Genomic DNA, 21,304 nt, shown 5'->3' with positions numbered 1-21,304 from the left:
GGGCCCGCGTCGATCTTGGTCGGGCAGAGAGGATTCGAACCTCCGACCCCCTGCTCCCGAAGCAGGTGCGCTACCAGGCTGCGCCACTGCCCGACCGTGCGGGGCGGATTACTTGGCTTCCGCCCCTTTTGCAAGGGCCTCATGTCCCGGCAGGACGCGCACCGCACGGTCTCTCAGCATGGCGCTGATGGTGATGCCCGAGGGCGTGCGCGGCTGGGTGCGGGTCTCGAGCACCGGGGTGTGCTTCGACCCGCCCAGGCTTTCGCGCACGACGACGTAGATGCCGGCCAGGATGATGACGCACGCGCCCACGAGCGTGTAACGGTCCGGCACTTCCGAGAAGATGAGAAGCCCGAACAGCGCGCCCCATATGATCTGGGAATACTGCATCGGCGCGACGATGGCCGCATCGCCGTTGCGATAGGCGGCAATGCTGCACACGCCCCCGATGAACCCGAGCGTCGACATCAGCGCCAGAAGCCCGAATTGTCCCAACTCGATCGGCACCCAGACGAAAGGCAGGATCGCGCCCATGACGATCACGTTGGTCATCATCGGATAGAGCATCAGCACCGCGCTCCGCTCCTCACGCCCGATCTTGCGCGTGACGACGCTGACGATGGCGCTGCCCGCCGCCGCGGTCAGGCCAGCGATATGGCCGAGCGTGAAGGGCGCCGCCCCCGGGCGCAGCACGATCAGGACGCCGATCAGACCAAGTGCCACGGCAGCCCATCGGTGCATGCCGACCTTTTCACCCAGGATCGGTATGGACAGCACGGTGATCAGAAGCGGCGCGGCGAAGATGAAGGCATAGACCTGCGCCAAGGGCAGGACGGAAAAGGCGTAGAAGGCGCAGCCCCCGGTGATCGTTCCCGCGATGGTCCGCACTGCGACATAGCCCGGATGGACCGGCCTCAGGTTCCCCTGCGTGCGCTCGCGCATCATCATCAGCGTGACCAGCGGAAAGCTGAGCAGGACACTGAAGAACAGGATCTGGAAGGGCGAGATGTTCTCGCCCAGGAACTTGATGACGACATCGTGGCCCGAGTAGACCGCGAAAGCGAAAAGGGCGAAGGCGACGCCCTTCAGGTTCGATTTCTCGAGGCTCATCGGATTCCGGTCGCTAGTGCTATGCGGCCAGAACGACACCACGCCGCCGTCGGCGTCAAGGCTCGAGCACCGATGTCAGCTTCGGCGGAAGGCGTTTTTCAGCCACACAAGCGGAAGCAGGAGCAGGATCCCGAATTTCTTCAGGAATAGAAGCCCGACCGCCAGGAACCCGGCCTTGGATGCCAGGACCTTGCCCGCAATCAGGCCCGCGACGCCGACCGCTGCGACCTGGTCAACCGATGGATCGAAGTCGGCATAGGTCTTGCCGTCGACGAAGGTGACCATGCGCGCGACATCGGGCAGCGCGGTCTTGATTGCGGCGAGCTGATCCATCCCGGCGATGAAGTTGACCGTCATGACGCCCTCGCGGCCCAAAGCCCGGAGCGAGTAGTTCAGAGAATTGGCGTCCGCGCCGCCGAACTTCAGCTCCATCGCCCAATGCAGCTTCCGCGACGCCTTGTCGTAGCGGGGCGGCTCGGCCCACCCCAGAAGCTCGAGTGTATCGTATCCGTCCGCGACGCGTTGCGCCGAGGCCACGCGGGCGTCGGCCTGCATCTCGCGCATGAGGGAGCTGTAGTCATAGTCCTCGGCATCGTCGTCCGACACATAGCCGATGGCGTCGAAGTTGATGTCCGCGCCCCAGACCTCATCGTCCCACGGTGTCATGCCGGCGGGAAACACCATGCCCAGGGTCTCGGCCTCGGGGTTACCCCAGAGGAAGGTCAGAACGACGTTCGCGTCCTGCGGGAAAAGATAATAATAGCCCTCCGGCACCTCGAGCCTTGCCTGCCCGCCCGGCAAGAGCACGGTGCCCTGCTGGTAGTCGAAGCTGCGCAGCGCCTCGTTCACCTCGGCGTATTCATAGCCCTTGTGGCCGGGGAACATCTCGTCGAACGTCTTCGCGTTCGCATGACCTGCGGTGGCCGCAATCACGGCGCAGGCGAAAATGGCTCTCATCGCTGAAGGTCCTTGGCAGAAGAGTCCTGCCGGACTTATCCACCCAAATCGGGCGAGCGTGCGACCGTGTGGCGGCACCCGAACGGCGCCGCCCGCGACCGGATCAAAGGCTGGCGGACAACTTCGCCACGACAGCATCGCCCATCTCGGCGGTCGACACGGGCGCCGCGCCGTCCTGTCCCAGAAGGTCGGCCGTGCGCAGGCCATCCGCCAGGACGGCGTTGACCGCCTCCTCAAGCCGCGTGGCCTCGTCGCCCTTGTCGAACGAATAGCGCAGCGCCATTGCGAAGGACAGGATGCAGGCGATGGGGTTCGCCTTGCCTGTCCCCGCGATGTCGGGGGCCGACCCGTGGACGGGCTCGTACAGCGCCTTCGGACGGCCGTTCGCCATCGGCGCACCCAGCGACGCCGACGGCAGCATCCCGAGAGAACCGGTCAGCATCGCGGCGAGGTCGGACAGGAGGTCGCCGAAGAGGTTGTCGGTCACGATCACGTCGAACTGCTTGGGCCAGCGCGTCAGCTGCATCGCACCCGCGTCGGCGTACATGTGCGACAGCTCGACGTCCGGATATTCGGCGTCGTGAACCTCCTGTACCACCTGGCGCCAGAGAACGCCCGACTCCATGACGTTCGCCTTTTCCATCGAGCAGACCTTGTTGCCCCGCTTCCGCGCCAGCTCGAAGGCCGAGCGCGCGACCCGCGCGATCTCGCTTTCCGTGTAGCGCTGCGTGTTGATGCCGACACGCTCGTTGCCTTCCTGGAAGATGCCGCGCGGCTCGCCGAAATAGACGCCGCTCGTCAGCTCGCGGATGATCATGATGTCCAGTCCGGCCACCACGTCCTTCTTCAGCGACGAAAAGTCGGCCAGCGCATCGAAGCACTGGGCAGGGCGCAGGTTGGCATAGAGGTCCATCTCCTTGCGCAGCCGCAGCAGCCCCCGCTCGGGCTTCACGCTGAAGTCGAGGACGTCGTACTTCGGCCCGCCTACCGCGCCCAGAAGCACCGCGTCGACCGACTGCGCGTGCTCCATCGCCTCGTCCGTCAGCGGGGTGCCGTGGACATCGTAGGAGGCGCCGCCGACCAGATCCTCGCTCACCTCGAACTTCAGGCCGCGCTTGTCGCCGAACCAGTCGATGACCTTGCGGACCTCGGCCATGACTTCGGGGCCGATGCCGTCGCCGGGCAGGATGAGAAGCGAGGGGGTGCTCATGGGGAAACGCCTTCCTGAATGGGTCGGACGGGGCCTAGCGCGGGCGTTCCATAGCGTCAAGCGGTGCCGGGTCAGGGCCGCGTCTCGACCTCGACCCAGACCAGCCGATGCCGTGAGGCCGTGCGCGCGGCAGCGTCTCTGGCGCCGTCGTCTTCGGGCCAGTGGATGCCGGCGCGGATCACCTCAAGCGTCGCGGACGGAAGCACGTAGTCGACCCTCAGCGCGCCGGGTCCGCCTTCGAGCTCCGTCCAGTCCGCGGTGATGCCTCGTGTGCCTTCCGGGTCTGTCAGGTCCGGCCGAGCCAGAAGATCGGCCAGCGCGTTCTTGTCCCCCTCGCCGCGCTCGGGGTCGGCGTTCGCATCGCCCAGAAGGACGAACCGCTCCGGGGGCGGCCCGAAGCCGGCGTCGAGGAACTGCGACTAGAACAGCGTCTCGTCCCTGTTGCGCGCCACGTTCCGCGCCTCGAAGGCGGGCGGCGTCGCGTGCCAGGCCAGAAGGTGCAGGCGCGTGCCGTCGGCCAAGATCAGGGGCACGTCCCAATGCCCTGTCGTCGACAGCCGCTGCGCCTCGGGCGTTCCGTTCGGCGCTCGATGTCCCGGCAGGTCGGTCCAGGAGAGGCCGGTGAAGTCCCTGACCTCCTCCATCGCGACAGGCCGCCGCGACAGGATCGCCATGCCGCCCTGTCCGGCGTACTCGCCCCAGCCCTGCGCATCGCCGGGCCCGCCCAGTCTCCCGTCGCCGTCCAGATCGAGACCGCTGTCCATCCCCCGGTTCGGTCGCAAAGCCAGCCGGTGCGGATAGCCTCCGACCTGATCCGCAAGTGCGTTCAGGGTCACGCCCCCCAGATCCCAGTCGATGTCGAGAAGCAGAACCGCATCCGCATCCACCTCTTTCAGCACCGCGACCACTGCGCCCACCTGGGGGTCGCCGTCCGACAGGATGGCCTCCAGCAGCAGGCCGGGGCCGTCGCGCGAAAGCTCGGTGTGGAAGGTGGCGATCTTCAGCCGCTCGGCCCAAACGGGCGCGGCGACGAGGCAGAGAAGGATCAGACCGGCAAGAGCCCGGCGTTGCCTTCGTCCTGCGACGACATGCGCCGCTTTTCCGTGATAAGTGCAGCGATCCGGCCCATGGCGATGCCGCGCATGAAGAGGGATGCCGGAAGAAATGCCCATGCCGCCACCGTCCAGATCAGCGTCTGCGGGCTTTCCAGCGTGACGGCGCCGAACAGCGCCGTCGCCGACTTGATGACCGCCGGCGTCAGGAATGGCAGTAGAAACCCTAAGGCGATGTTAAAGCGCGCGTCGCGTTCCAGCCGTTCCACAACGTCGCCGCCCGCCGTGGGGTCGAAGGTGGGCAGGTTGATCCAGACGTTGAAGCTGCCGCGCTGAAGCGGCCAGCGGTACATGCGCTGCACCACGACGAAGATCGCCAGGGTCGCCAGCGAGATGACATAGGCGATCCCGGCCGAGTCCCGGACAAGCTGGACGTGGCGCACCGACGCCTCGGGCGGCAGCATCAGCACGACGAGGCGTACCGGCGAATAGGGGAAATCGATCAGCCGTCCGACCGAGGCGCCGATGCCGTCGATGACCGAGGTGAGCATCGTCGGCGCGATCGAGCCTCGCGTGACAAGCGACAAGAGGATCACGGTGACGAACAGCGATCCGAAGCGGATGCGATTGAACGGCGGCGCATCGCGGAACTCGACGAGGCCCGGATAGGTCGAGGCGTATTCGAAGAAGGTGAGGCCCGCGCCGAAGATCGCGATCAGCGTGACGATCTGCGAGACATCCGTCGACATTCCCGGAAGGATCAGCGACGGCGTCGCGATCAAAAGAACCACGAGAAATGCACGGACCGCCGCGCCGACCAGCCGGTATATCACTGCCTCTGCCCCTTGTCGCGGCGCCGACCTTCAGGCCGGCAGGTCCGCTCGTCCGGTTCCAACCGTCCGGTCCGACGGTCTGCCATATTGTTGCCCCATTTCTGCCTTGTTGCGGACATCACAGCAATAACCTCTGAAAACTAAATGAATTTCTGGACAATTTCGTGTCCTGAATGGTGCGACATTGCATCAATAAAGAAACAAAAAAGGGCCACGCCGAAGAATGGCCCCGCATCTTGTGGTTGTCGGATCGATCAGACCCAGGGACGCTCCTGGCCTGCCTTTGCCTCGTAGGCGTCGATGGACGAAGCCGCGTTCTCGATCGTCAGGCCGATGTCGTCGAGCCCGTTCAGAAGGCAGTGCTTCTTGAACTCGTCGACTTCGAACGAAATGGAGCCGCCGTCCGGCCCGGTGATCGTCTGGCTCTCGAGGTCGACCGTGACGACAGCGTTGGCGCCCCGCTCGGCGTCGTCCATCAGCTTGTCGACGTCTTCCTGCGGCAGCGCGATGGGCAGGATGCCGTTCTTGAAGCAGTTGTTGTAGAAGATGTCGGCAAAGCTCGTCGAGATCACGCAGCGGATGCCGAAGTCCAGCAGCGCCCAGGGCGCGTGCTCGCGCGACGAACCGCAGCCGAAGTTGTCGCCCGCGACGAGGATCTGCGCATTCCGGTAGGCCGGCTTGTTCAGCACGAAATCCGGGTTTTCGTTACCCTCGCGGTCGAAACGCATCTCGTCGAACAGGTTCACGCCCAGCCCGGTACGCTTGATCGTCTTCAGGAACTGCTTCGGGATGATCATGTCGGTGTCGATGTTCACAAGCGGCATCGGCGCCGCGATACCCGTGAGCTTGGTGAATTTGTCCATCCGGCGGTCCTTTCCTGAAGCCGCAGCGTTTCTGCCCCACGAGGGGACAGGGCGCAAGGGCGCACGACAGACGAAAGGGCCCCGTGAGGGGCCCCTGATGTCGTCTTTGGGCCTGAGTCAGCGCCGCCTGCGCACCGCAGCAAGGCCTGCCAGACCGCCCAGCAGCAGAAGCGCCGTGCCGGGCAGCGGCACTTCGGGCGGGTTGTCTTCGCCGGGAAGCGTCCGGAAAACGCCCACCAGGGAGGCCGAGTTGATTGCGTTCTCGCGCGTCCAGAACTCGGTCAGCACGTCTCCGCCCCGATAGAACCCGAGGATATCGAGGACATAGCTCACCCCGTCGATGACGAAGCTGTCCGACTGGCCGAGGTTCAGCGTCGCCGTCACGCGGTCGGCGCAGCCTGCGGCGTTGACGCCCTGGCGGTTCCTCTCGCCGTTGGCGCAGGTGCGGGGGCTGTTGGCAGTCTCCCAATGCGCGAACGAGAAGACTGACGTGAACGTCCGGTCCAGCCCATCGACCATGAAACTGACAGCCAGGTCGGTCGTCTCGAGAAAGCTGCCCCTGATCGGATGGTTGAGGTGCTGAAAGAGGCCCAGGTTGAAGGGCGTCTCTTCCTCGGCATGGATCGTGCCCGGCGTCGGAGCGAAGGTGTATCCGCTCTTGCCCCAGCCCGTGCTTTTACCCCAGCTGATCCGCGACGTGCCTTGACCGCTGACGGCCGGGCCAGCGTTTTCCCAGATGCCATGGACTGACGTGATGTCCAGGGTGGCCGCGGATGCAGAGCCTCCCAGACAAAGCGCGGCACAAAGGACCGCGAAGAACCTTTGAAGTTTCATCTACCACCTACTCACGCGGCGCGACTCAGCGCGTCGCCGGAATTTCCACACACTAGTGACACAGTATGGCCACAATCGATCCATGCAACAACTGACCTAACCGTTGGTTAATGACCAACGGCAGATAGTGTCACCGAAAAGTGACGCCCTGTACGGCTGATAGGCGTGAGAAAGGACGCGGCGAAGGGACGCCGCGTTCCTGGATGTCAGCCTTTGCGCCGCAGAAGCGGCAGCGCCCCGAGACCGGCCAGAAGCAGAAGCGCGGTGGCGGGCAGGGGAACCTCGGACGGGGTTTCCGGATCAGGTCCCGGACCGGGCTGTTCGACGTCGGTCGAGAACACCGCCAGCAACTGCGCGGCGTTCGACTGGTTCTCGGTCGTCCAGAAATCCGTCAGCTTCTGGCCAAGGTACTGGAAGCCCATGATGTCGAGGACATAGTTCACCCCGTCGATGGAAAAGACCTCGGACCGGCCCTGGTTCAGGGTCGCCGTTACCAGGTCGGCGCAGCCGTTGGCGTTCACGCCCTGTGCGTTCGCCTCGCCGTTGCGGCAGCGTGCCGGGCTGTTCGGCGTCTCGTCGTGCAGGAACGAGAAGACCGAGACGATGGGGTTGGCCAAGCCAGCGATCTCCAGCGTTACACGCAGGTTCGCGCTTTGCAGGAAGCTGCCCCGGATCGGGAAGTTGTTGTGGGTGAAGGTGCCGATGACGAAGTCGCTGTCGCTTTCGACCGTGACCGGCGTTGCCGCATGGTCGAAGCTATAGCCGCTTCTCCGGGTCTCTGCGGGAACGCCCCAACTGATGTCCTCCGAGCCGATGCCGGACACCGTCGGGGTCGACGACGACCAGATGCCCGAAATCGAGGTGATGGTCAGCGAAGCTGCGGCCGCCGGACCGGCCACACACAGGGCCGCCGTGGCGATGGCCGCCATACGTGCAAGAAACATGTCTCTTCCTCAATGATGACGACGCGCTTGCTTGCGCGACTTGTTCTCATGAGGAACCAATTTATCAGAGTCCGTGCAGACTGTAGAGAGCCGCCGCGAAAGATTTCCGCGACGGCCTCAGCCGTGGCAGCGGCGCCTCACATCAGGTCGCGCACGTCGGTCAGCCGTCCGGTGATCGCCGCCGCGGCCGCCATGCCGGGCGACAGAAGGTGCGTCCGGCCCTTGTAGCCTTGGCGTCCCTCGAAGTTGCGGTTCGAGGTCGAGGCGCAGCGTTCGCCCGGCGCAAGCTGGTCCGGATTCATGCCGAGGCACATCGAACACCCGGCCATCCGCCACTCGAATCCGGCCTCCTGAAGCTTCTGCGCCAGCCCCTCTTCTTCCGCCTGAAGCCGCACAAGGCCTGAGCCGGGTACGATCATCGCGCGTAGGCCTTCCTTGACGCGCCTGCCCTCCATGATCTTCGCCACCTCGCGCAGATCCTCGATCCGCCCGTTGGTGCAGGACCCGATGAAGACCGTGTCGATTTCGATCTCCGACAGCTTCTGCCCCGGCGTCAGGCCCATGTAGTCCAGCGACCGCCGCGCGGCCTCGACCTTGCCGCCCTGGAAGTCCTCGGGGGCCGGCACGACGCCGGTGATCGGCAGTACGTCCTCGGGCGAGGTGCCCCAGGTCACGACCGGCGGGATGTCCTCGGCCTTGAGGCGCACGACCTTGTCGAAATGAGCGCCCTCGTCGGTGGTCAGGCTATTCCAGTATTCCAGCGCCATCTCCCACTGCCCCGCCTTGGGCGCATGGGCGCGACCCTTCACATAGGCGAAGGTCTTCTCGTCGGGCGCAATCAGCCCCGCGCGCGCGCCGCCCTCGATCGCCATGTTGCAGACCGTCATCCGGCCTTCCATCGACAGCGCCCGGATCGCCGAGCCGCGGTACTCGATGACGTGGCCCGTGCCGCCCGCCGTGCCGGTCTTGCCGATGACCGTCAGGGTGATGTCCTTGGCCGTCACGCCGGGGGCAAGGTCGCCCTCGACCTCGACCAGCATGTTCTTCGCCTTCTTCTGGATCAGCGTCTGCGTCGCCAGCACATGCTCGACCTCGGACGTCCCGATCCCGTGCGCCAGCGCCCCGAAGGCGCCATGCGTCGCGGTGTGGCTGTCGCCGCAGACGATGGTCATGCCGGGCTGGGTCCAGCCCTGCTCGGGTCCGACGATGTGGACGATGCCCTGGCGCGCATCGTCGATGTCATAGATCTCGATCCCGAAATCCTTGGCGTTCTGCCGCAGCGCCTCGACCTGGATGCGCGACTGCTCGTCCTTGATGCCCTCGAGGCGGGTCGGGTCGGTCGGCACGTTGTGGTCGGGCACCGCAACCGTCTTCTCGGGCGCGCGGACGCCGCGCCCGGTCATCCGCAGACCCTCGAAGGCCTGCGGGCTCGTCACCTCGTGGACCAGGTGGCGGTCGATGTAGAGGTGGCAGGTGCCATCCTCGGCGCGGTGGACGACGTGGTCGTCCCAGATCTTGTCATAGATGGTGCGGGGTGCGGTCATGGCGGTGTTCCTTGGCGGAGATGTGGCCCGAGGGCCGGACAGGGACGAAGGGCTGCCTCCGGGCTCAGAGCCCGGCCAGCACGGTCCGCCTCGATCCGTGAAAGCGCCACGGCAGGCGGGCACGATCGTCCATGTCGAAAAAACGCGTCATGCGCCGCGTGATACTACCCTGCGGCACGCAGAACAAGCGGCGTGAAACGCATCGCCCCGCCCAGGTGGGGGACCGGGCGGGGCGCAACTCGTGAGAGACACCTGATCTGCAGATCGTGCGCCCGTCCTAGGGGCCGAATCCTAAAGATCGCTTAAAATTCGACGATCACGCGCCTTCGAATTCGCAGAGGACATGCACGTCCATCCCCAGCGCCTCCAGCTTCCTGCGCCCGCCCAGATCAGGCAGGTCGATGATGAAGGCACACCCGACGATGTCGCCGCCCATCCGCTCGATCAGCCGGATGCCGGCCTCGCAGGTCCCGCCCGTGGCCAGAAGGTCGTCGACGACAAGCACCTTCTCGCCTGGCTGGATGGCGTCGTCGTGGACCTCCATCACTGCCTCGCCGTATTCCAGCGTATAGGCCTGCGTCAGCGTGGCGCCCGGCAGCTTGCCCTTCTTGCGGATCGGCACGAAGCCGACCGACAGCTGGTGCGCGATGGCGCCGCCGATGATGAACCCCCGCGCCTCGAGCCCCACGACCTTGTCGATGCGCTCTCCGGCATAGGGGTGCAGAAGCTGGTCGATGCAGATGCGAAAGCCGCGTGCGTCCGCGAACAGCGTCGTCACGTCGCGGAACATGATCCCTTCGTGGGGGAAATCCACGATGGTGCGGATGTAGTCCTTGACCGTCTTCTTCCGGTTGTCCATCGCCTGACCTATCCTGACGCCCGGGTCATCAAGACGGCTCGAACCGGGAAAGGCAATACGGTTGGACCGACGCAACGGGCTTCTCCTCCTCGCGATCCTCGCCGCCCTCGCGGCAGGCTGGCAGCTCTGGCTCGCGCAGGACGACGACCTCGCCTTCGCCCCGGTCGAGGGCCTGCCCGGCTGGCGGCAGGTCGCGTTCGACGGCATCACCGACCCCGGAGGCTCGGCCACCGGCGCGATCCTCGCCGGGATCGAGGCGACCGAACGGCGCGATCTTTCGCCCGCCGACCTCTGCGCCGTTCTCTACCCGGCGACGGGGCAGGGGGTCCCGGCCGCGATCTTCACCGACGCCAACTGCCCGAACTGCCGCAGCCTCGAGGCGAAGCTCGCCACCCGAACCGACCGCCTGGATCTCACCCGCCTCCAGCTCCCCCTTCTCGGTCCCGGCTCCGAGACCGCCGCAAAGGCCGAGATCGCCGCAGGCCTCCTCGGCGTCACGCTCGACGCCACACCGCGCGGCCGAGGCGCCGACGCCATGATCCGCCAGGGCGCCGTCTCCGCAGGCATCGACCCCGCCACCTTTGCCGAAACGATGGACAGCCCCGAGGTCGCCCGCACCCTCGCCACCCACGCCGCCGCCGCCGACACCCTCGGCGTCTGGGGCACGCCCGCGCTCACGCTCGGCACCACCCTCGTCATGGGAGACGTCCCGGCCGACACCCTCGACCGCCTCATCGCGCTCGAACAGGACCGCCCGCGCTGCCCCTGATCTTCATCGGTCCGCTAATATCCCGGGGAGCGCGAGGGGCAGAGCCCCTCGTTCCTAAAGCACCCGCCCCGCCACCGCGTCGAGCTTCGCCACGAACTCCGGATCCCGCGCCTCGGGCCGCGTCAGGATCGCATGGTCCAGCGCCCGGTCGCAGCCCTGCCCGCAGGCCGCCCGCTCGCCGGACAGCCGCCCCGGCAGACCCGCGGCCAATGCGCGGCCCTTCTCGGCATTCCCCATCAGCGTGCGGATGATCTCGCTCACGTCCACCTCGCCGTGGTCGGGATGCCAGGAGTCATAGTCCGTGATCATCGCCACGCTCGCGTAACAAAGCTCCGCCTCGCGGGCGAGCTTGGCCTCGGGCATGTTCGTCATCCCGATCACGTCGCAGCCCCAGACCTCGCGATACATCCGCGACTCGGCCAGGGTCGAGAACTGAGGCCCCTCCATCGCCAGGTACGTCCCGCCCCGATGCACCTTCGCCCCCGCCGCTTCCGCCGCCTCGGCCGCGACCGCGCCCAGCCGCGCACAGGTCGGATGCGCGACGCTCACATGCGCCACACAGCCCGTCCCGAAAAAAGACTTCTCGCGCGCGAAGGTGCGGTCGATGAACTGGTCGACGATCACGAAGTCCCCGGGCGCCATCTCCTCGCGGAACGACCCGCAGGCCGAGACGCTGACCACGTCCGTCACTCCAAGGCGCTTCAGCGCGTCGATGTTGGCGCGGTAGGGCACCGTCGTCGGCGAATGCACATGCCCGCGACCGTGCCGCGGCAGGAAAGCCATTCGCACACCGTTCAGCGACCCCGTCAGGATCCGGTCCGAGGGCTCACCCCAGGGCGTGTCCACCGCCACCCACTCCGAGCCCTCCAGCCCCTCGATCTCGTAGATGCCGCTGCCGCCGATGACGCCGATGACCGTGTCGTTCATGTGCTGTCTCCTGTCCCGTTTGGCCCGACTAGAGGGGTCGGGTGGGAGATTGGCAACTCACATGTCCGCGCCGTGGGACGCGCATCTGGCTGCGGGCTGGGCAGAGACTTGGCTGCTATCCCGTTACCCGCATCCGCTCGAATATTGCCTGAAGTGCAGTGATCTCATCCTCATCTAGGAGCTTTCTCAGATACCTCTCCGAAGCGCTCAGTTCGTCGAGGCAGTGCGCAACTTGCTCTGAGAAGTCACCTTTCGCGAACAGGTCGTAGTCCAATTGAGGAGCGCAATAGAACACTCCCTCCTTTAGATCGACTTCTGAGCGCGCGGGATAATAGCGTCTTAGCGTGGCATCCATGATTATGGGAATAAAACAAATCTTTACTTCCGACGAAGCCAGCGGCGAAAATGCCTGTTCTCGGCGAAAGGACTCCTCAAGGTATGTGCCGACACGGAGATACCGTTGAAAGACCCCGGCGCTGACTTCGCCTGTCCACGAAAACTTCATGTCGAAACCGTCTACCGTTTGCGAAAAGCGGTCAACTGTGGGTCCACTGGATGGCGATTTGGTCTCGCGTATAAGGCTTGACGACCCACGCCCACCTCCTAAACGCGAAAAACCCCCGCTTTCAACAAGCGAGGGGTCCCTCGTCTCGGTGTGGGGGTTCCCCGATGCCGCGGGCTGGGTGGGGGCTGTTGATTCCACGGTATCGGGGATAGCGTCTTTCGCTACATGATCTTGATGCCCTGCAACTTGGGCAACATGACGTCCGGCGCATCCCGGGGCAGAGGTTTTTTTGTGGCGAAGTTGCGGCGAGGCTTGATTCACTCCCCCCGCGGGGGCAGGATCCGCCCATGACGGTCCAGGACCCGACGCCCTTCCCGAAATCCAGCCCGGTGCCCGAGCAGGTCGCCTTTGATCGCCAGGAACTCAACGTCATCCTCGGCGTCTACGGACGCATGGTCTCGGCCGGCGAGTGGCGCGACTACGGCATGTCCTTCCTGCGCGAGGTCGCCGTCTTCTCGATCTTCCGCCGCACCGCCGAGGTGCCGATGTACCGCATCGAGAAGCGCCCGAAGCTCCGCCAGAAGCAGGGCATGTACGCCGTCATCGGCATGGACGGCCGCATCCTCAAGCGCGGCTCCGACCTCCGCGCCGTCCTCCGCGTCCTCGAGCGCAAGCTGATCCGCCCGGTCGACTAGCGTCCTGGTTTCAGCATCAGAAGCGGCTCGCCGACATCCGTCTTCTTGATCCGGTCGATGGCCTCTGTCAGCGGCTCGACCGCGACGGCCATGTGATGCGCGTTGGCGTGAACGATGAACACCTCGTCCGCCATCATCGCCACATGCCCCCGCCAGAACACCAGGTCGCCCCGCTTCAGCGCGCCATGTTCGAGGCTCGCCCCCTCCATCGCCATCTGCAGGTCGCTGTCCGGCGGACAGGCGCGCCCCGCGGCACGGAACGCCGCCTGCACGAGGCCCGAGCAGTCGATCCCGAACCCCGTGTTGCCACCCCAGACATAGGGCGTGCCCACCATCATGTGCGCCGCCGTCACCGGGTCCTCGACCTCGGACAGCGGCATCAGGTGGTTCGTCGGCACATAGAGCGGCCCCTCGGGCCCAGCGATCTCGGTCCAAGGCGTCGTCTCGCCCGTCACCGCCACCTCCGCCGACAGGTGCAGGTCAAGGATCGGCGGCACCTTGAAGCTGGGCGCGGCCCAGGCCCAGGTCGTGCGGATCGCCACCCGGTGCGTGGGCTCTGCCCCCTCCCACAGCGCGTCCGCCTCGACATAGCCGACATAGCCATCCTTGCGGCTGACCCCGAAGGCCGCCCGGTCGTTCTCCTCGAGCACCAGGAACGGATCGCCGAAGAGAAGCTGCCGGTCCACCGCCCCATCCGGGGCGCGCCGCAGCCAGGCCGTCCGCCGCAACTGCCGCGCCTCGCCCTCGACGAACCGCTCGGCCTCGACCTTGCCCTGAAGCGACACATGCGCCACCCGGCCGTTCGACGCGAGAAGCCGACGGTCGGTCATCCCAGCAACTCCGGCAGCGCGCGGTGCAGCGCCCGGATCGCCTGGCCCGTGCCGCCCTTGGGCCGGCCCGGCTTCGACACGGGCGTCCAGCCGAAGATGTCGAAATGCATGTAGCGCGGTGTCGCCGTCACGAAGCGCCGCAGGAACAGCGCCGCCGTGATCGACCCCGCGAAGCCGCCCGAGGGGGCGTTGTCCAGATCCGCGATCCCCGGCTCGATCATGGGCTCGTAGGCGTCCCAGAACGGCAGCCGCCACACCGGGTCGCGCACCTCGCGCGCCGCCCTTTCCAGCAGGCCCGCATCCGCGTCGTGGTCGGTGTAGAACGGCGCCAGGTCCGGTCCGACCGCCACCCGAGCCGCGCCGGTCAGCGTCGCCATCGACACGATGAGGTCCGGCGTCTCCTCGTCGGCCAGCGCCAGCGCGTCGGCCAGCACCAGGCGGCCCTCGGCGTCGGTGTTGTTGATCTCGACCGTCAGCCCCTTGCGGCTGTCGAGGATGTCGCCCGGCCGGAAGGACTCGCCCGAGACGGCATTCTCGACGGCCGGGATCAGAACGCGCAGCCGCAGCGCCGCGCCCTCGGCCATCAGGATCCGCGCAAGGCCCAGCACGTTCGCCGCCCCGCCCATGTCCTTCTTCATCAGCCCCATGCTGGTGCCGGGCTTCAGGTTCAGCCCGCCCGTGTCGAAGCACACGCCTTTGCCGACCAGCGTCAGGGCGGGTCCCGCATCTCCCCACCTCATGTCGATCAGGCGCGGTGCGCGCGGGCTTGCGCGGCCGACCGCGTGGATCATGGGGAAGTTCGCCTCGAGCAGCGCCTCGCCCTCGATCACCTCGATCTTCGCGCCGAATTCCTCGGCCAGCGCGCGGGCGGCAGCCTCCAGCTCGGACGGTCCCATGTGCGAGGACGGCGTATTTATCAGGTCGCGCGCCAGCGCCTCCCCCGCCGCGATCCGCTCCAGCCGTGCCGCATCGACACCCTTGGGTGCGACCAGCCGGGCCTTGGGTGGAGAGGCCGTGGCGAAGCGGTCGAAGACATAGCCCGCCAGAAGCCAGCCAAGCGCCGCTTCCTCCAGATCCGCACCGTCGAGCGACGATTCGAACGACCAGTCGCCCTCGGGCAGTTTGCCGCGCAGGTCGGCTGCGACGAAGCGCTTGCGCGCGCGATCCTTCTCGTCGCCCAGCCCGCCCGCAGCCGCGGCGACGGCCCCGTCCGGTCCCGGCATCAATACGACCTCGCCCGCCGCGCCGCGGAACCCGACGGACTCGACCCAGGCCCGCGCCGGCCCGTCCAGGGTTTCGATCCAGCGCGCGGCGTCGTCCTTGCGAACCAGGTGCAGGGGGCGCGCAGAGCGGCCCGCTTCGGCGAAGGTAAGGGCTGACACGATAGGGGTCCTCGCGTGGTTCGGCCGAAATCTAGGACGAACCGCCACAAGGGGAAACCCCGTCAAAGCTGGCGATAGCTTATTTCCAGAAGCGTCGCGAGAGACGCCTCGCCAAGCCGGACGAGACGCGCGACGACCGCCGCCAGCGCGACGTCGTCGTGACCCTTCACAAGCTCCAGCGCGCTGTCGGCGACCCGCGCAACGTCGGGCAATCCCGTCGCCCGCGCCAGACCGGCGACCGAGGCAAGCGTGCTCGACAGGCGCCGGAACTCGCCGGCGGACCAGGCGGCCTCTATCGCCGCGAGGCAGACGACGATCTCTTCCACGGCGTCCTCGGCCATTGCAGGCCGTTCGCCGCGCGGACCATCTCCCCCGGCTGAATAGATCGCGGGCATGCTGAGGCTCACGGCCTCCCGCGGACACAATACGGCTATCTTCTCGGTCACGTTTGATCCCTTTCACTCTACCCGGGCCCGGTGTACCTCGTCTGGGGAAAAGAATTCGTTGATGTCCGCCGAAGGCTGCGCGGCATTCGATTCAAATTCTGGAGAGCGCCATGAAGAACGCCCGCCCGCTGCCCAGCTACCTGGTCCAGAGATACCAGGGCTGGAAGGCCACGACCTTTGCAGAAAACCACATCTGGTATCGCCGGCTTGCCGAGGACGGGCAGCGCCCCCGCGCGATGATCGTGTCCTGCTGCGACAGCCGGGTCCACGTCACCTCGATCTTCGGCGCGGACTCGGGCGAATTCTTCATTCACCGCAACATTGCCAACCTGATCCCGCCCTACAAGCCGGACGGCGATCTCCACGGCACCTCGGCGGCGGTCGAATACGCCGTGACCGCGCTCAAGGTCGCGCACCTCATCGTCATCGGCCACTCCCAGTGCGGCGGCGTCGCGGGCTGTCACGCGATGTGTTCAGGAAAGGCGCCGGAACTCGAAGAGAAGTCCAGCTTCGTCGGACGGTGGATGGACCTTCTTCGGCCTGGCTACGAGAAGGTCGCCGACATGACCGACGATGCCCAGGCGATCCGCACGCTCGAGCACGAGGCCGTCAAGATCTCGCTGTCCAACCTGATGACCTTTCCGTTCGTTCGCGAGAAGGTCGAGGCGGACGAGATGACGCTCCACGGCCTGTGGACCGACATCGGCGAGGGCGGCCTGTCGCAGTACATCCCCGAGATCGACGCCTTCGAACCGATCTAGACGGACCGGCTGCTGCGGACCGAACTGAACACGGGCTTGGCGTTCTGCGGCAGCACCGTCTTCGCCAGGGCCTTGCCCGACGTCTTCAGAAGCTTGTTGTGGTCGGCGATGCGGCGTCGGGCCTTGGCGATCTCGGTCAGTTGCAGGGGCATCGTGTGTCCTGGGGTGAGTGTGGGGCGCGGACTCATGTCCGGGCCGCGTAGCAGAAGAACCCGCTGACCGTCTGCCGCTCCCGCCCCCCGGCGCGGCGCAAGGTCAGGGGAATCACGCGGCCCCTGATGTCGCAGGGCAGGGCCGGTGGCCGAAACTCGATCAGGCGCGACGACAGCGGGTCCGCCGACAACCACCGGCGTCCGTCGTCCCCAAGGGGTCTGGGCGCGCGGTCGGTCTGGTCCGGAGACATCGGCGTAATCCTCTCGTCCTCCTGCAAGAACTTCAGGCAATCGGCCGATTGAGGCAGCAATCGTCACGGATTGCGGCAGCTTTGTGGCGGCCGGGCGCGGCGGGACCGCCCCGGCTGCTCTCTAGGACAAATTGGTTAATGATCCGAACCGCATCGGCGAAATAGCCGACCCTGCGTCAACCTGCGCGGGAAATTTTCATCCCCGCGCCCGCCGATTTCCACCCCGGCGACAATCCTGCCCGGCGCACGGGGACCGTCTCCGATCCCCGGAAAGGCTCAGCCCTTCTTCAGCATCCGATTCCCCAGAAGCTCGGCGATCTGCACCGCGTTCAGCGCCGCCCCCTTCCGCAGGTTGTCCGACACCACCCAGATGTTCAGCCCGTTGTCGATCGTCGAATCCTGGCGGATCCGGCTCACGAAGGTCGCGAAGTCGCCGACGCACTCGATCGGCGTCACGTAGCCCCCGTCCTCGCGCTTGTCGACGACGAGGATGCCCGGAGACACCCGCAGGATGTCGCGCGCCTCGTCCTCGTCCAGGAACTCCTCGGTCTCGATGTTGATCGCCTCGGAATGCCCCACGAAGACCGGCACCCGCACGCAGGTCGCCGTCACCTTGATCTTGGTGTCGAGGATCTTCTTCGTCTCGGCCACCATCTTCCACTCTTCCTTCGTCTCGCCGGAATCGAGGAAGACGTCGATGTGCGGGATCACGTTGAACGCGATCTGCTTGGTGAACTTGGACGGACCCACGTGCGACGTCGGGTTGTAGATCGCCTTCGTCTGGTCCCACAGCTCGTCGATGCCGGCCTTCCCCGCGCCCGAGACCGACTGGTAGGTCGACACGACCACCCGCTTGATCCGCGCCCGGTCGTGCAGCGGCTTCAGCGCCACCACCATCTGAGCGGTCGAGCAGTTGGGGTTCGCGATGATGTTCCGCTTGGCATAGCCCTCGATCGCCTCGGGGTTCACCTCGGGCACGATCAGCGGCACGTCGCGGTCGTAGCGGTAGAGCGACGAGTTGTCGATCACCACGCAGCCCGCCTTCGCCGCCTTGGGCCCGTACTCCTTCGCGGCCTCCGAGCCGATGGCGAAGAGGGCGATGTCCCAGCCGGTGAAGTCGAAGGTGGCGAGGTCCTTGGTCTTGAGCGTCCTGTCGCCATAGCTGACCTCGCTGCCGAGGGATTTGCGGCTCGCGAGAGCCACCACCTCGTCGGCGGGAAACTGGCGCTCGGCCAGGATGTTCAGCATTTCACGGCCCACGTTCCCCGTGGCGCCGGCGACAACGACGCGATAGCCCACGTGCTTCTCCTGCGGTTGGGTCGGGCGCGTATAGCGTGAGGGGGAGGGGAGGGGAAGTCGCTTCTTAAGGCTACACTGCCAAGCGTTCGATCTCTTTGCAGAGCTTTTGGAAAGACCTACAAGCAACGCCGACGTTGTCCAAGTTAATTATTGCCGAGAATTTCTCCTGTTCGATCGTTTCAGAATAGCTTGCCTCCGGCACCATAACGTGTCTCTCAAAGTGTCCCTTCGCGTCCCTTACTGTTTCAGCATTTTGGTGATTCTGAGCGTTGTTGAGGATCAGTTTATGGTGCCGCAAATCCTCCGCACAACAGATGAACCACGCTTCATACTCACGATTGGCGGCGACGAAAGCGACGGGAACATCAATGCCAATCTCTTCAATGTAGATTTGAAATTTATCTTGTAGATCTTTGGGACAGTCGTCATCGGCATCTAAAAGAATTATGATTCCACCCCTGCCAGCCCCGTCTAACACCTTGCCACGACCCAAGCGAACTGCTTTTGATAGCTCCTCGCCGAAAAGAGCAATTCGTGACCTTGCCATTCGGTAGGGAGCTTCGACCAAAAAATCAAAGATCCCCAAGCGTTCGTACAATATTCGCCGAACCAGAACCGGTAGAGCCCGTTCTTCCCCGTGGCCCTCGACTATAAGAAAGATCTTTCCCATTCTTTAGCTCGAGAACAAGTCTGACTGCTTGAGCATTCTATCTGAGGCGTTCTCAGGGGAGAGCTGATTGGTCCGCAATAGTTCTCCTGCAGTTAAAAGACTTTTCCGCATAGCCTCCCTGGAGGCGCTGTCAGCATTACCAATCCAAGACTCGTTTCTTTCGCTAGTAACAATAAACAAGTTCTCTTCGTCTATGCCTTCGTGATCCAGAAGCTCAGGGCTATGGGTCGTCAGTAATATCTGCCTACTCTTCGAGGCTTCAATAATAGCGTCCATTAACACTGCTGCTGCGCCCGGATGAATTGTACCTTCCGGTTCCTCGACGCCAATAAAGGGCGTCTGCCCTTCAGCGAGCACCTCCCTATGGAAAAGTGCAGTCAAAACGCCAAGAGACCTAAGGGTGCCATTGGACATATTTAGTGCATCAAACTTCCACGGGTGCTTGCTATTTTGAACGAATTGCTGAAACTGTATAGTCTCCGTGGGTCCCAAAGATTTCGGTTGAACGCCAACAACGCTACTCACAATTTTTTGAAGGTATTCACCGATTCTATCGTATGTTTCTGAAGATGAATCTGACAATCGCCTGAAAACAGAGGCTAAGTTCTGGCCTGACGGCGACAAAACGTCTCCCGCTTCGTGAGGCTGCGGATATCGAAAATCCTCAGGATTAATGTCATAGATTGAGATGCCAGCGAGGGCATCAAAAAGCAAATCGAAGGGTCGAAGGCCAGAAACGCTGGTGAGAAAAAGTCTATCAGGTCGGACATCAGGTTTGGCGCCTGAGATTGTAAACTTGTTCAAATCTCCTCGTTTAATCTCATACTCCGCGACGCCGATGCCGTCGCTTTCCGAAATCGCGGCTCTCTCCCTACTCACTTCAAAGCGGCCGCCTGGAGTTGCTGATATTTCAAACGCAAAGAATGCGTTTAGCCCACCGCTCAAATTAACAGAAAACGACATGCCGAAATTGTTCGGATGCCCTTCAGATCGCCTTCGAACTGCACCGAGTCCGCCACGGTTTCGTATTGCTGTTTCCAAAGTTGAGTTGCAGGCATCGGATACAAATGAAAACGAGTCCAGGAAATTGCTTTTGCCCGCGCCGTTTACTCCAACTAACGCACACAGATCTGTTAGGCGAACATCACAACTGGCTATACTCTTGAAATTTCGCAGTCTGACTCTATTAATCAAAATGCCCATCATTGCACTCCCGACGCCGAGCGACATTAGTGAAAATGCATGGAGAAGCAAGTGTGTGATTGGATTCTCGACGCCCCCACCCCCCTAAGCCTTCCCCGCCTTCGCGTCCCTCACCCCCTCCTCATAGGCCTCGTGCGCCCTCAGCCACTCGTAGTGCTTCTCCAGCCGCCCCGTCGGGTCCTCGCGGCGGCGCTCCTCGAGGGTGCGCATCATGTAGTCGGCCATGTCCCGCTGCGACTGGACCTTCTGCGAGATCTTCAGTTGCAGCCACAGCTCCAGGATCCGGTTGATCCGCGCCTGGTAGCCCTTGCCCATGCTCCTGAACATCCGCACCACCGTCCGGTCGAGGTAGAGCGTCACCTTCTCCTTCGGCCCCTCGACGTCGAGGTCCAGCTCCAGCGTCTCCCAGGCCTCGGGCACCTCGTCGCGGGCGAACTCGGCGATGCCGCGCGCGCTCTCCATCGACTGGATGAAGGCCAGCTTGTACAGCCGCTCGGTCGCCAGCCGTTTCGTCTTGGGGCCCTTCGTGGCCATCCATGTGGTCGTCTCCATCGCGGGTCTCCTCGTCGTGTCAGGGGGCAGGATCGCCGCGTCGGGTTAACGCCGCGCGATGTCGCCGCGCGCGCCCCGATCCGGCACCGACGCGATACCGACGTGATACCGACGCGATACCGATAGCCGTTTTCCCCCCTCCCGAACCCCTGTATCACTCCCCCATGACCGCCGATCTCCCCTACCGCCCCTGCGTGGGCGTCGTCCTCGCCGACGCGAAAGGCCGCGTTTTCGTGGGCGAACGCGCCGACACGCCGGGTGCCTGGCAGATGCCCCAGGGCGGGATAGATCAGGGCGAAACCGTTGAAATTGCAGGACTTCGTGAGCTGGAGGAAGAGACGGGAGTGGCCCCCGCGCTGGTCGAAGTCGAGGCCGAGACCCCCGTCTGGATCCGCTACGACCTGCCGCCCGAGTTGCTCGGCAAGGTCTGGAAGGGCCGCTACAGGGGTCAGGAGCAGAAGTGGATTCTCCTGCGTTTCCAAGGGGTTGACGCCGACATCGACATCACCCGCCACCACCGCGAGTTCGCCCGCTGGCGCTGGTCCACCCCCGACGAAGTCCTTGAAAACATTGTCCCCTTCAAGCGCGACGTCTACCGGCAGGTTCTCGCCGCCTTCCGTGATCGGCTCTGAAAACCCTTGAAACACAGGGACTTG

General features: G+C 64.7%; 24 protein-coding genes, 1 tRNA gene and 1 pseudogene. 4 read left to right on the top strand and 22 right to left on the bottom strand.

What is annotated here, in order from left to right; translation table 11 throughout:
• Positions 1–16: 16 nt before the first annotated feature.
• The 11 genes and pseudogenes from EF888_RS19665 to EF888_RS19615 all read right to left on the bottom strand — a co-directional run bounded on the left by EF888_RS19665 (position 17) and on the right by EF888_RS19615 (position 10,206).
• A tRNA-Pro gene (locus EF888_RS19665) sits at positions 17–93 on the bottom strand.
• A 15-nt stretch (positions 94–108) separates the two neighbouring features.
• On the bottom strand, positions 109–1,110 hold the full coding sequence (locus EF888_RS19660) for a DMT family transporter (protein WP_109760441.1): 1,002 nt from the start codon (positions 1,108–1,110) through the stop codon (positions 109–111).
• Positions 1,111–1,185: 75 nt separating this feature from the next.
• Entirely contained in the window at positions 1,186–2,067 is an 882-nt protein-coding gene (locus tag EF888_RS19655) for a DUF2167 domain-containing protein (protein ID WP_206508372.1), read from the bottom strand.
• Positions 2,068–2,170: 103 nt separating this feature from the next.
• On the bottom strand, positions 2,171–3,277 hold the full coding sequence (gene leuB / locus EF888_RS19650; RefSeq protein ID WP_109760442.1) for a 3-isopropylmalate dehydrogenase: 1,107 nt from the start codon (positions 3,275–3,277) through the stop codon (positions 2,171–2,173).
• Between the two features lie 71 nt (positions 3,278–3,348).
• Positions 3,349–4,164: pseudogene (locus EF888_RS19645) on the bottom strand (endonuclease/exonuclease/phosphatase family protein).
• A 158-nt stretch (positions 4,165–4,322) separates the two neighbouring features.
• Positions 4,323–5,162 carry a hypothetical protein gene (locus tag EF888_RS19640; RefSeq protein WP_109760443.1) on the bottom strand — a complete coding sequence of 280 codons (840 nt, stop codon included), beginning with the start codon at positions 5,160–5,162 and terminating at the stop codon, positions 4,323–4,325.
• A gap of 254 nt (positions 5,163–5,416) precedes the next feature.
• Positions 5,417–6,025 (bottom strand): 3-isopropylmalate dehydratase small subunit, encoded by a 609-nt coding sequence (gene leuD / locus EF888_RS19635; RefSeq protein WP_109760444.1) that lies wholly within the window; start codon positions 6,023–6,025, stop codon positions 5,417–5,419.
• Between the two features lie 117 nt (positions 6,026–6,142).
• Complete coding sequence (locus EF888_RS19630) at positions 6,143–6,859, bottom strand: THxN family PEP-CTERM protein (protein ID WP_109760445.1); 717 nt, start codon at positions 6,857–6,859, stop codon at positions 6,143–6,145.
• Positions 6,860–7,065: 206 nt separating this feature from the next.
• Positions 7,066–7,803 (bottom strand): THxN family PEP-CTERM protein, encoded by a 738-nt coding sequence (locus EF888_RS19625; protein ID WP_109760446.1) that lies wholly within the window; start codon positions 7,801–7,803, stop codon positions 7,066–7,068.
• Between the two features lie 137 nt (positions 7,804–7,940).
• On the bottom strand, positions 7,941–9,347 hold the full coding sequence (leuC, locus tag EF888_RS19620) for a 3-isopropylmalate dehydratase large subunit (protein ID WP_109760447.1): 1,407 nt from the start codon (positions 9,345–9,347) through the stop codon (positions 7,941–7,943).
• 316 nt (positions 9,348–9,663) lie between these two features.
• Positions 9,664–10,206 carry an adenine phosphoribosyltransferase gene (locus EF888_RS19615; protein WP_109760448.1) on the bottom strand — a complete coding sequence of 181 codons (543 nt, stop codon included), beginning with the start codon at positions 10,204–10,206 and terminating at the stop codon, positions 9,664–9,666.
• Positions 10,207–10,267: 61 nt separating this feature from the next.
• Between EF888_RS19615 and EF888_RS19610 the strand changes: the two genes are divergently transcribed.
• Positions 10,268–10,975, top strand: coding sequence for a DsbA family protein (locus EF888_RS19610; RefSeq protein ID WP_109760449.1), 708 nt, complete (start codon positions 10,268–10,270; stop codon positions 10,973–10,975).
• A 54-nt stretch (positions 10,976–11,029) separates the two neighbouring features.
• Here EF888_RS19610 and EF888_RS19605 read toward each other — a convergent pair whose 3' ends face one another.
• On the bottom strand, positions 11,030–11,902 hold the full coding sequence (locus tag EF888_RS19605) for an S-methyl-5'-thioadenosine phosphorylase (protein ID WP_109760450.1): 873 nt from the start codon (positions 11,900–11,902) through the stop codon (positions 11,030–11,032).
• A 115-nt stretch (positions 11,903–12,017) separates the two neighbouring features.
• Complete coding sequence (locus tag EF888_RS19600; protein WP_109760451.1) at positions 12,018–12,407, bottom strand: hypothetical protein; 390 nt, start codon at positions 12,405–12,407, stop codon at positions 12,018–12,020.
• Between the two features lie 347 nt (positions 12,408–12,754).
• Here EF888_RS19600 and EF888_RS19595 point away from each other — a divergent pair, with 347 nt between their 5' ends.
• Positions 12,755–13,102 (top strand): DUF2794 domain-containing protein, encoded by a 348-nt coding sequence (locus EF888_RS19595; protein WP_109760452.1) that lies wholly within the window; start codon positions 12,755–12,757, stop codon positions 13,100–13,102.
• On the opposite strand, the gene EF888_RS19590 is transcribed toward EF888_RS19595, so the two are convergent.
• From EF888_RS19590 to EF888_RS19580, 3 genes are read right to left on the bottom strand one after another with little or no spacing between them, the layout of a single operon-like run.
• Positions 13,099–13,932, bottom strand: coding sequence for a C40 family peptidase (locus EF888_RS19590; RefSeq protein ID WP_109760453.1), 834 nt, complete (start codon positions 13,930–13,932; stop codon positions 13,099–13,101). The genes EF888_RS19595 and EF888_RS19590 overlap by 4 nt on opposite strands.
• Positions 13,929–15,317, bottom strand: a complete 1,389-nt coding sequence (locus EF888_RS19585; protein WP_420902681.1) for a leucyl aminopeptidase family protein — start codon at positions 15,315–15,317, stop codon at positions 13,929–13,931. Before EF888_RS19585 ends, EF888_RS19590 begins: the two co-directional genes overlap by 4 nt.
• Positions 15,318–15,376: 59 nt before the next feature.
• The gene (locus EF888_RS19580; RefSeq protein WP_109760455.1) at positions 15,377–15,709 is read right to left on the bottom strand and encodes a hypothetical protein; all 333 of its coding nucleotides are present in this window, start codon (positions 15,707–15,709) and stop codon (positions 15,377–15,379) included.
• Positions 15,710–15,870: 161 nt separating this feature from the next.
• Between EF888_RS19580 and EF888_RS19575 the strand changes: the two genes are divergently transcribed.
• The gene (locus EF888_RS19575) at positions 15,871–16,521 is read left to right on the top strand and encodes a carbonic anhydrase (RefSeq protein WP_109760456.1); all 651 of its coding nucleotides are present in this window, start codon (positions 15,871–15,873) and stop codon (positions 16,519–16,521) included.
• Here the strand turns inward: EF888_RS19575 and EF888_RS21985 are convergent.
• The 6 genes from EF888_RS21985 to EF888_RS19550 form a co-directional block, all read right to left on the bottom strand.
• Positions 16,518–16,673 (bottom strand): hypothetical protein, encoded by a 156-nt coding sequence (locus EF888_RS21985; protein WP_164721762.1) that lies wholly within the window; start codon positions 16,671–16,673, stop codon positions 16,518–16,520. The genes EF888_RS19575 and EF888_RS21985 overlap by 4 nt on opposite strands.
• Before the next feature lie 32 nt (positions 16,674–16,705).
• Positions 16,706–16,924: a hypothetical protein gene (locus EF888_RS19570; RefSeq protein WP_109760457.1), complete on the bottom strand. Its 219-nt coding sequence runs from the start codon at positions 16,922–16,924 to the stop codon at positions 16,706–16,708.
• A 276-nt stretch (positions 16,925–17,200) separates the two neighbouring features.
• Positions 17,201–18,223 (bottom strand): aspartate-semialdehyde dehydrogenase, encoded by a 1,023-nt coding sequence (locus EF888_RS19565; protein ID WP_109760458.1) that lies wholly within the window; start codon positions 18,221–18,223, stop codon positions 17,201–17,203.
• Between the two features lie 70 nt (positions 18,224–18,293).
• Entirely contained in the window at positions 18,294–18,893 is a 600-nt protein-coding gene (locus EF888_RS19560) for a DUF4276 family protein (protein WP_109760459.1), read from the bottom strand.
• 3 nt (positions 18,894–18,896) lie between these two features.
• Positions 18,897–20,096 (bottom strand): AAA family ATPase, encoded by a 1,200-nt coding sequence (locus EF888_RS19555; protein WP_164721761.1) that lies wholly within the window; start codon positions 20,094–20,096, stop codon positions 18,897–18,899.
• Between the two features lie 84 nt (positions 20,097–20,180).
• The gene (locus tag EF888_RS19550) at positions 20,181–20,648 is read right to left on the bottom strand and encodes a BrnA antitoxin family protein (protein ID WP_109760461.1); all 468 of its coding nucleotides are present in this window, start codon (positions 20,646–20,648) and stop codon (positions 20,181–20,183) included.
• 164 nt (positions 20,649–20,812) lie between these two features.
• Between EF888_RS19550 and EF888_RS19545 the strand changes: the two genes are divergently transcribed.
• Positions 20,813–21,280: an RNA pyrophosphohydrolase gene (locus EF888_RS19545; RefSeq protein WP_109760462.1), complete on the top strand. Its 468-nt coding sequence runs from the start codon at positions 20,813–20,815 to the stop codon at positions 21,278–21,280.
• Positions 21,281–21,304: the final 24 nt, after the last annotated feature.

Origin of the sequence: Silicimonas algicola (genome assembly GCF_003970735.1) — a bacterium.
GTDB classification, from domain to species: Bacteria; Pseudomonadota; Alphaproteobacteria; order Rhodobacterales; family Rhodobacteraceae; genus Silicimonas; species Silicimonas algicola.
Note: the sequence above shows the minus strand (reverse complement) of the source record. Positions and strands in the feature narration are given on the sequence as shown.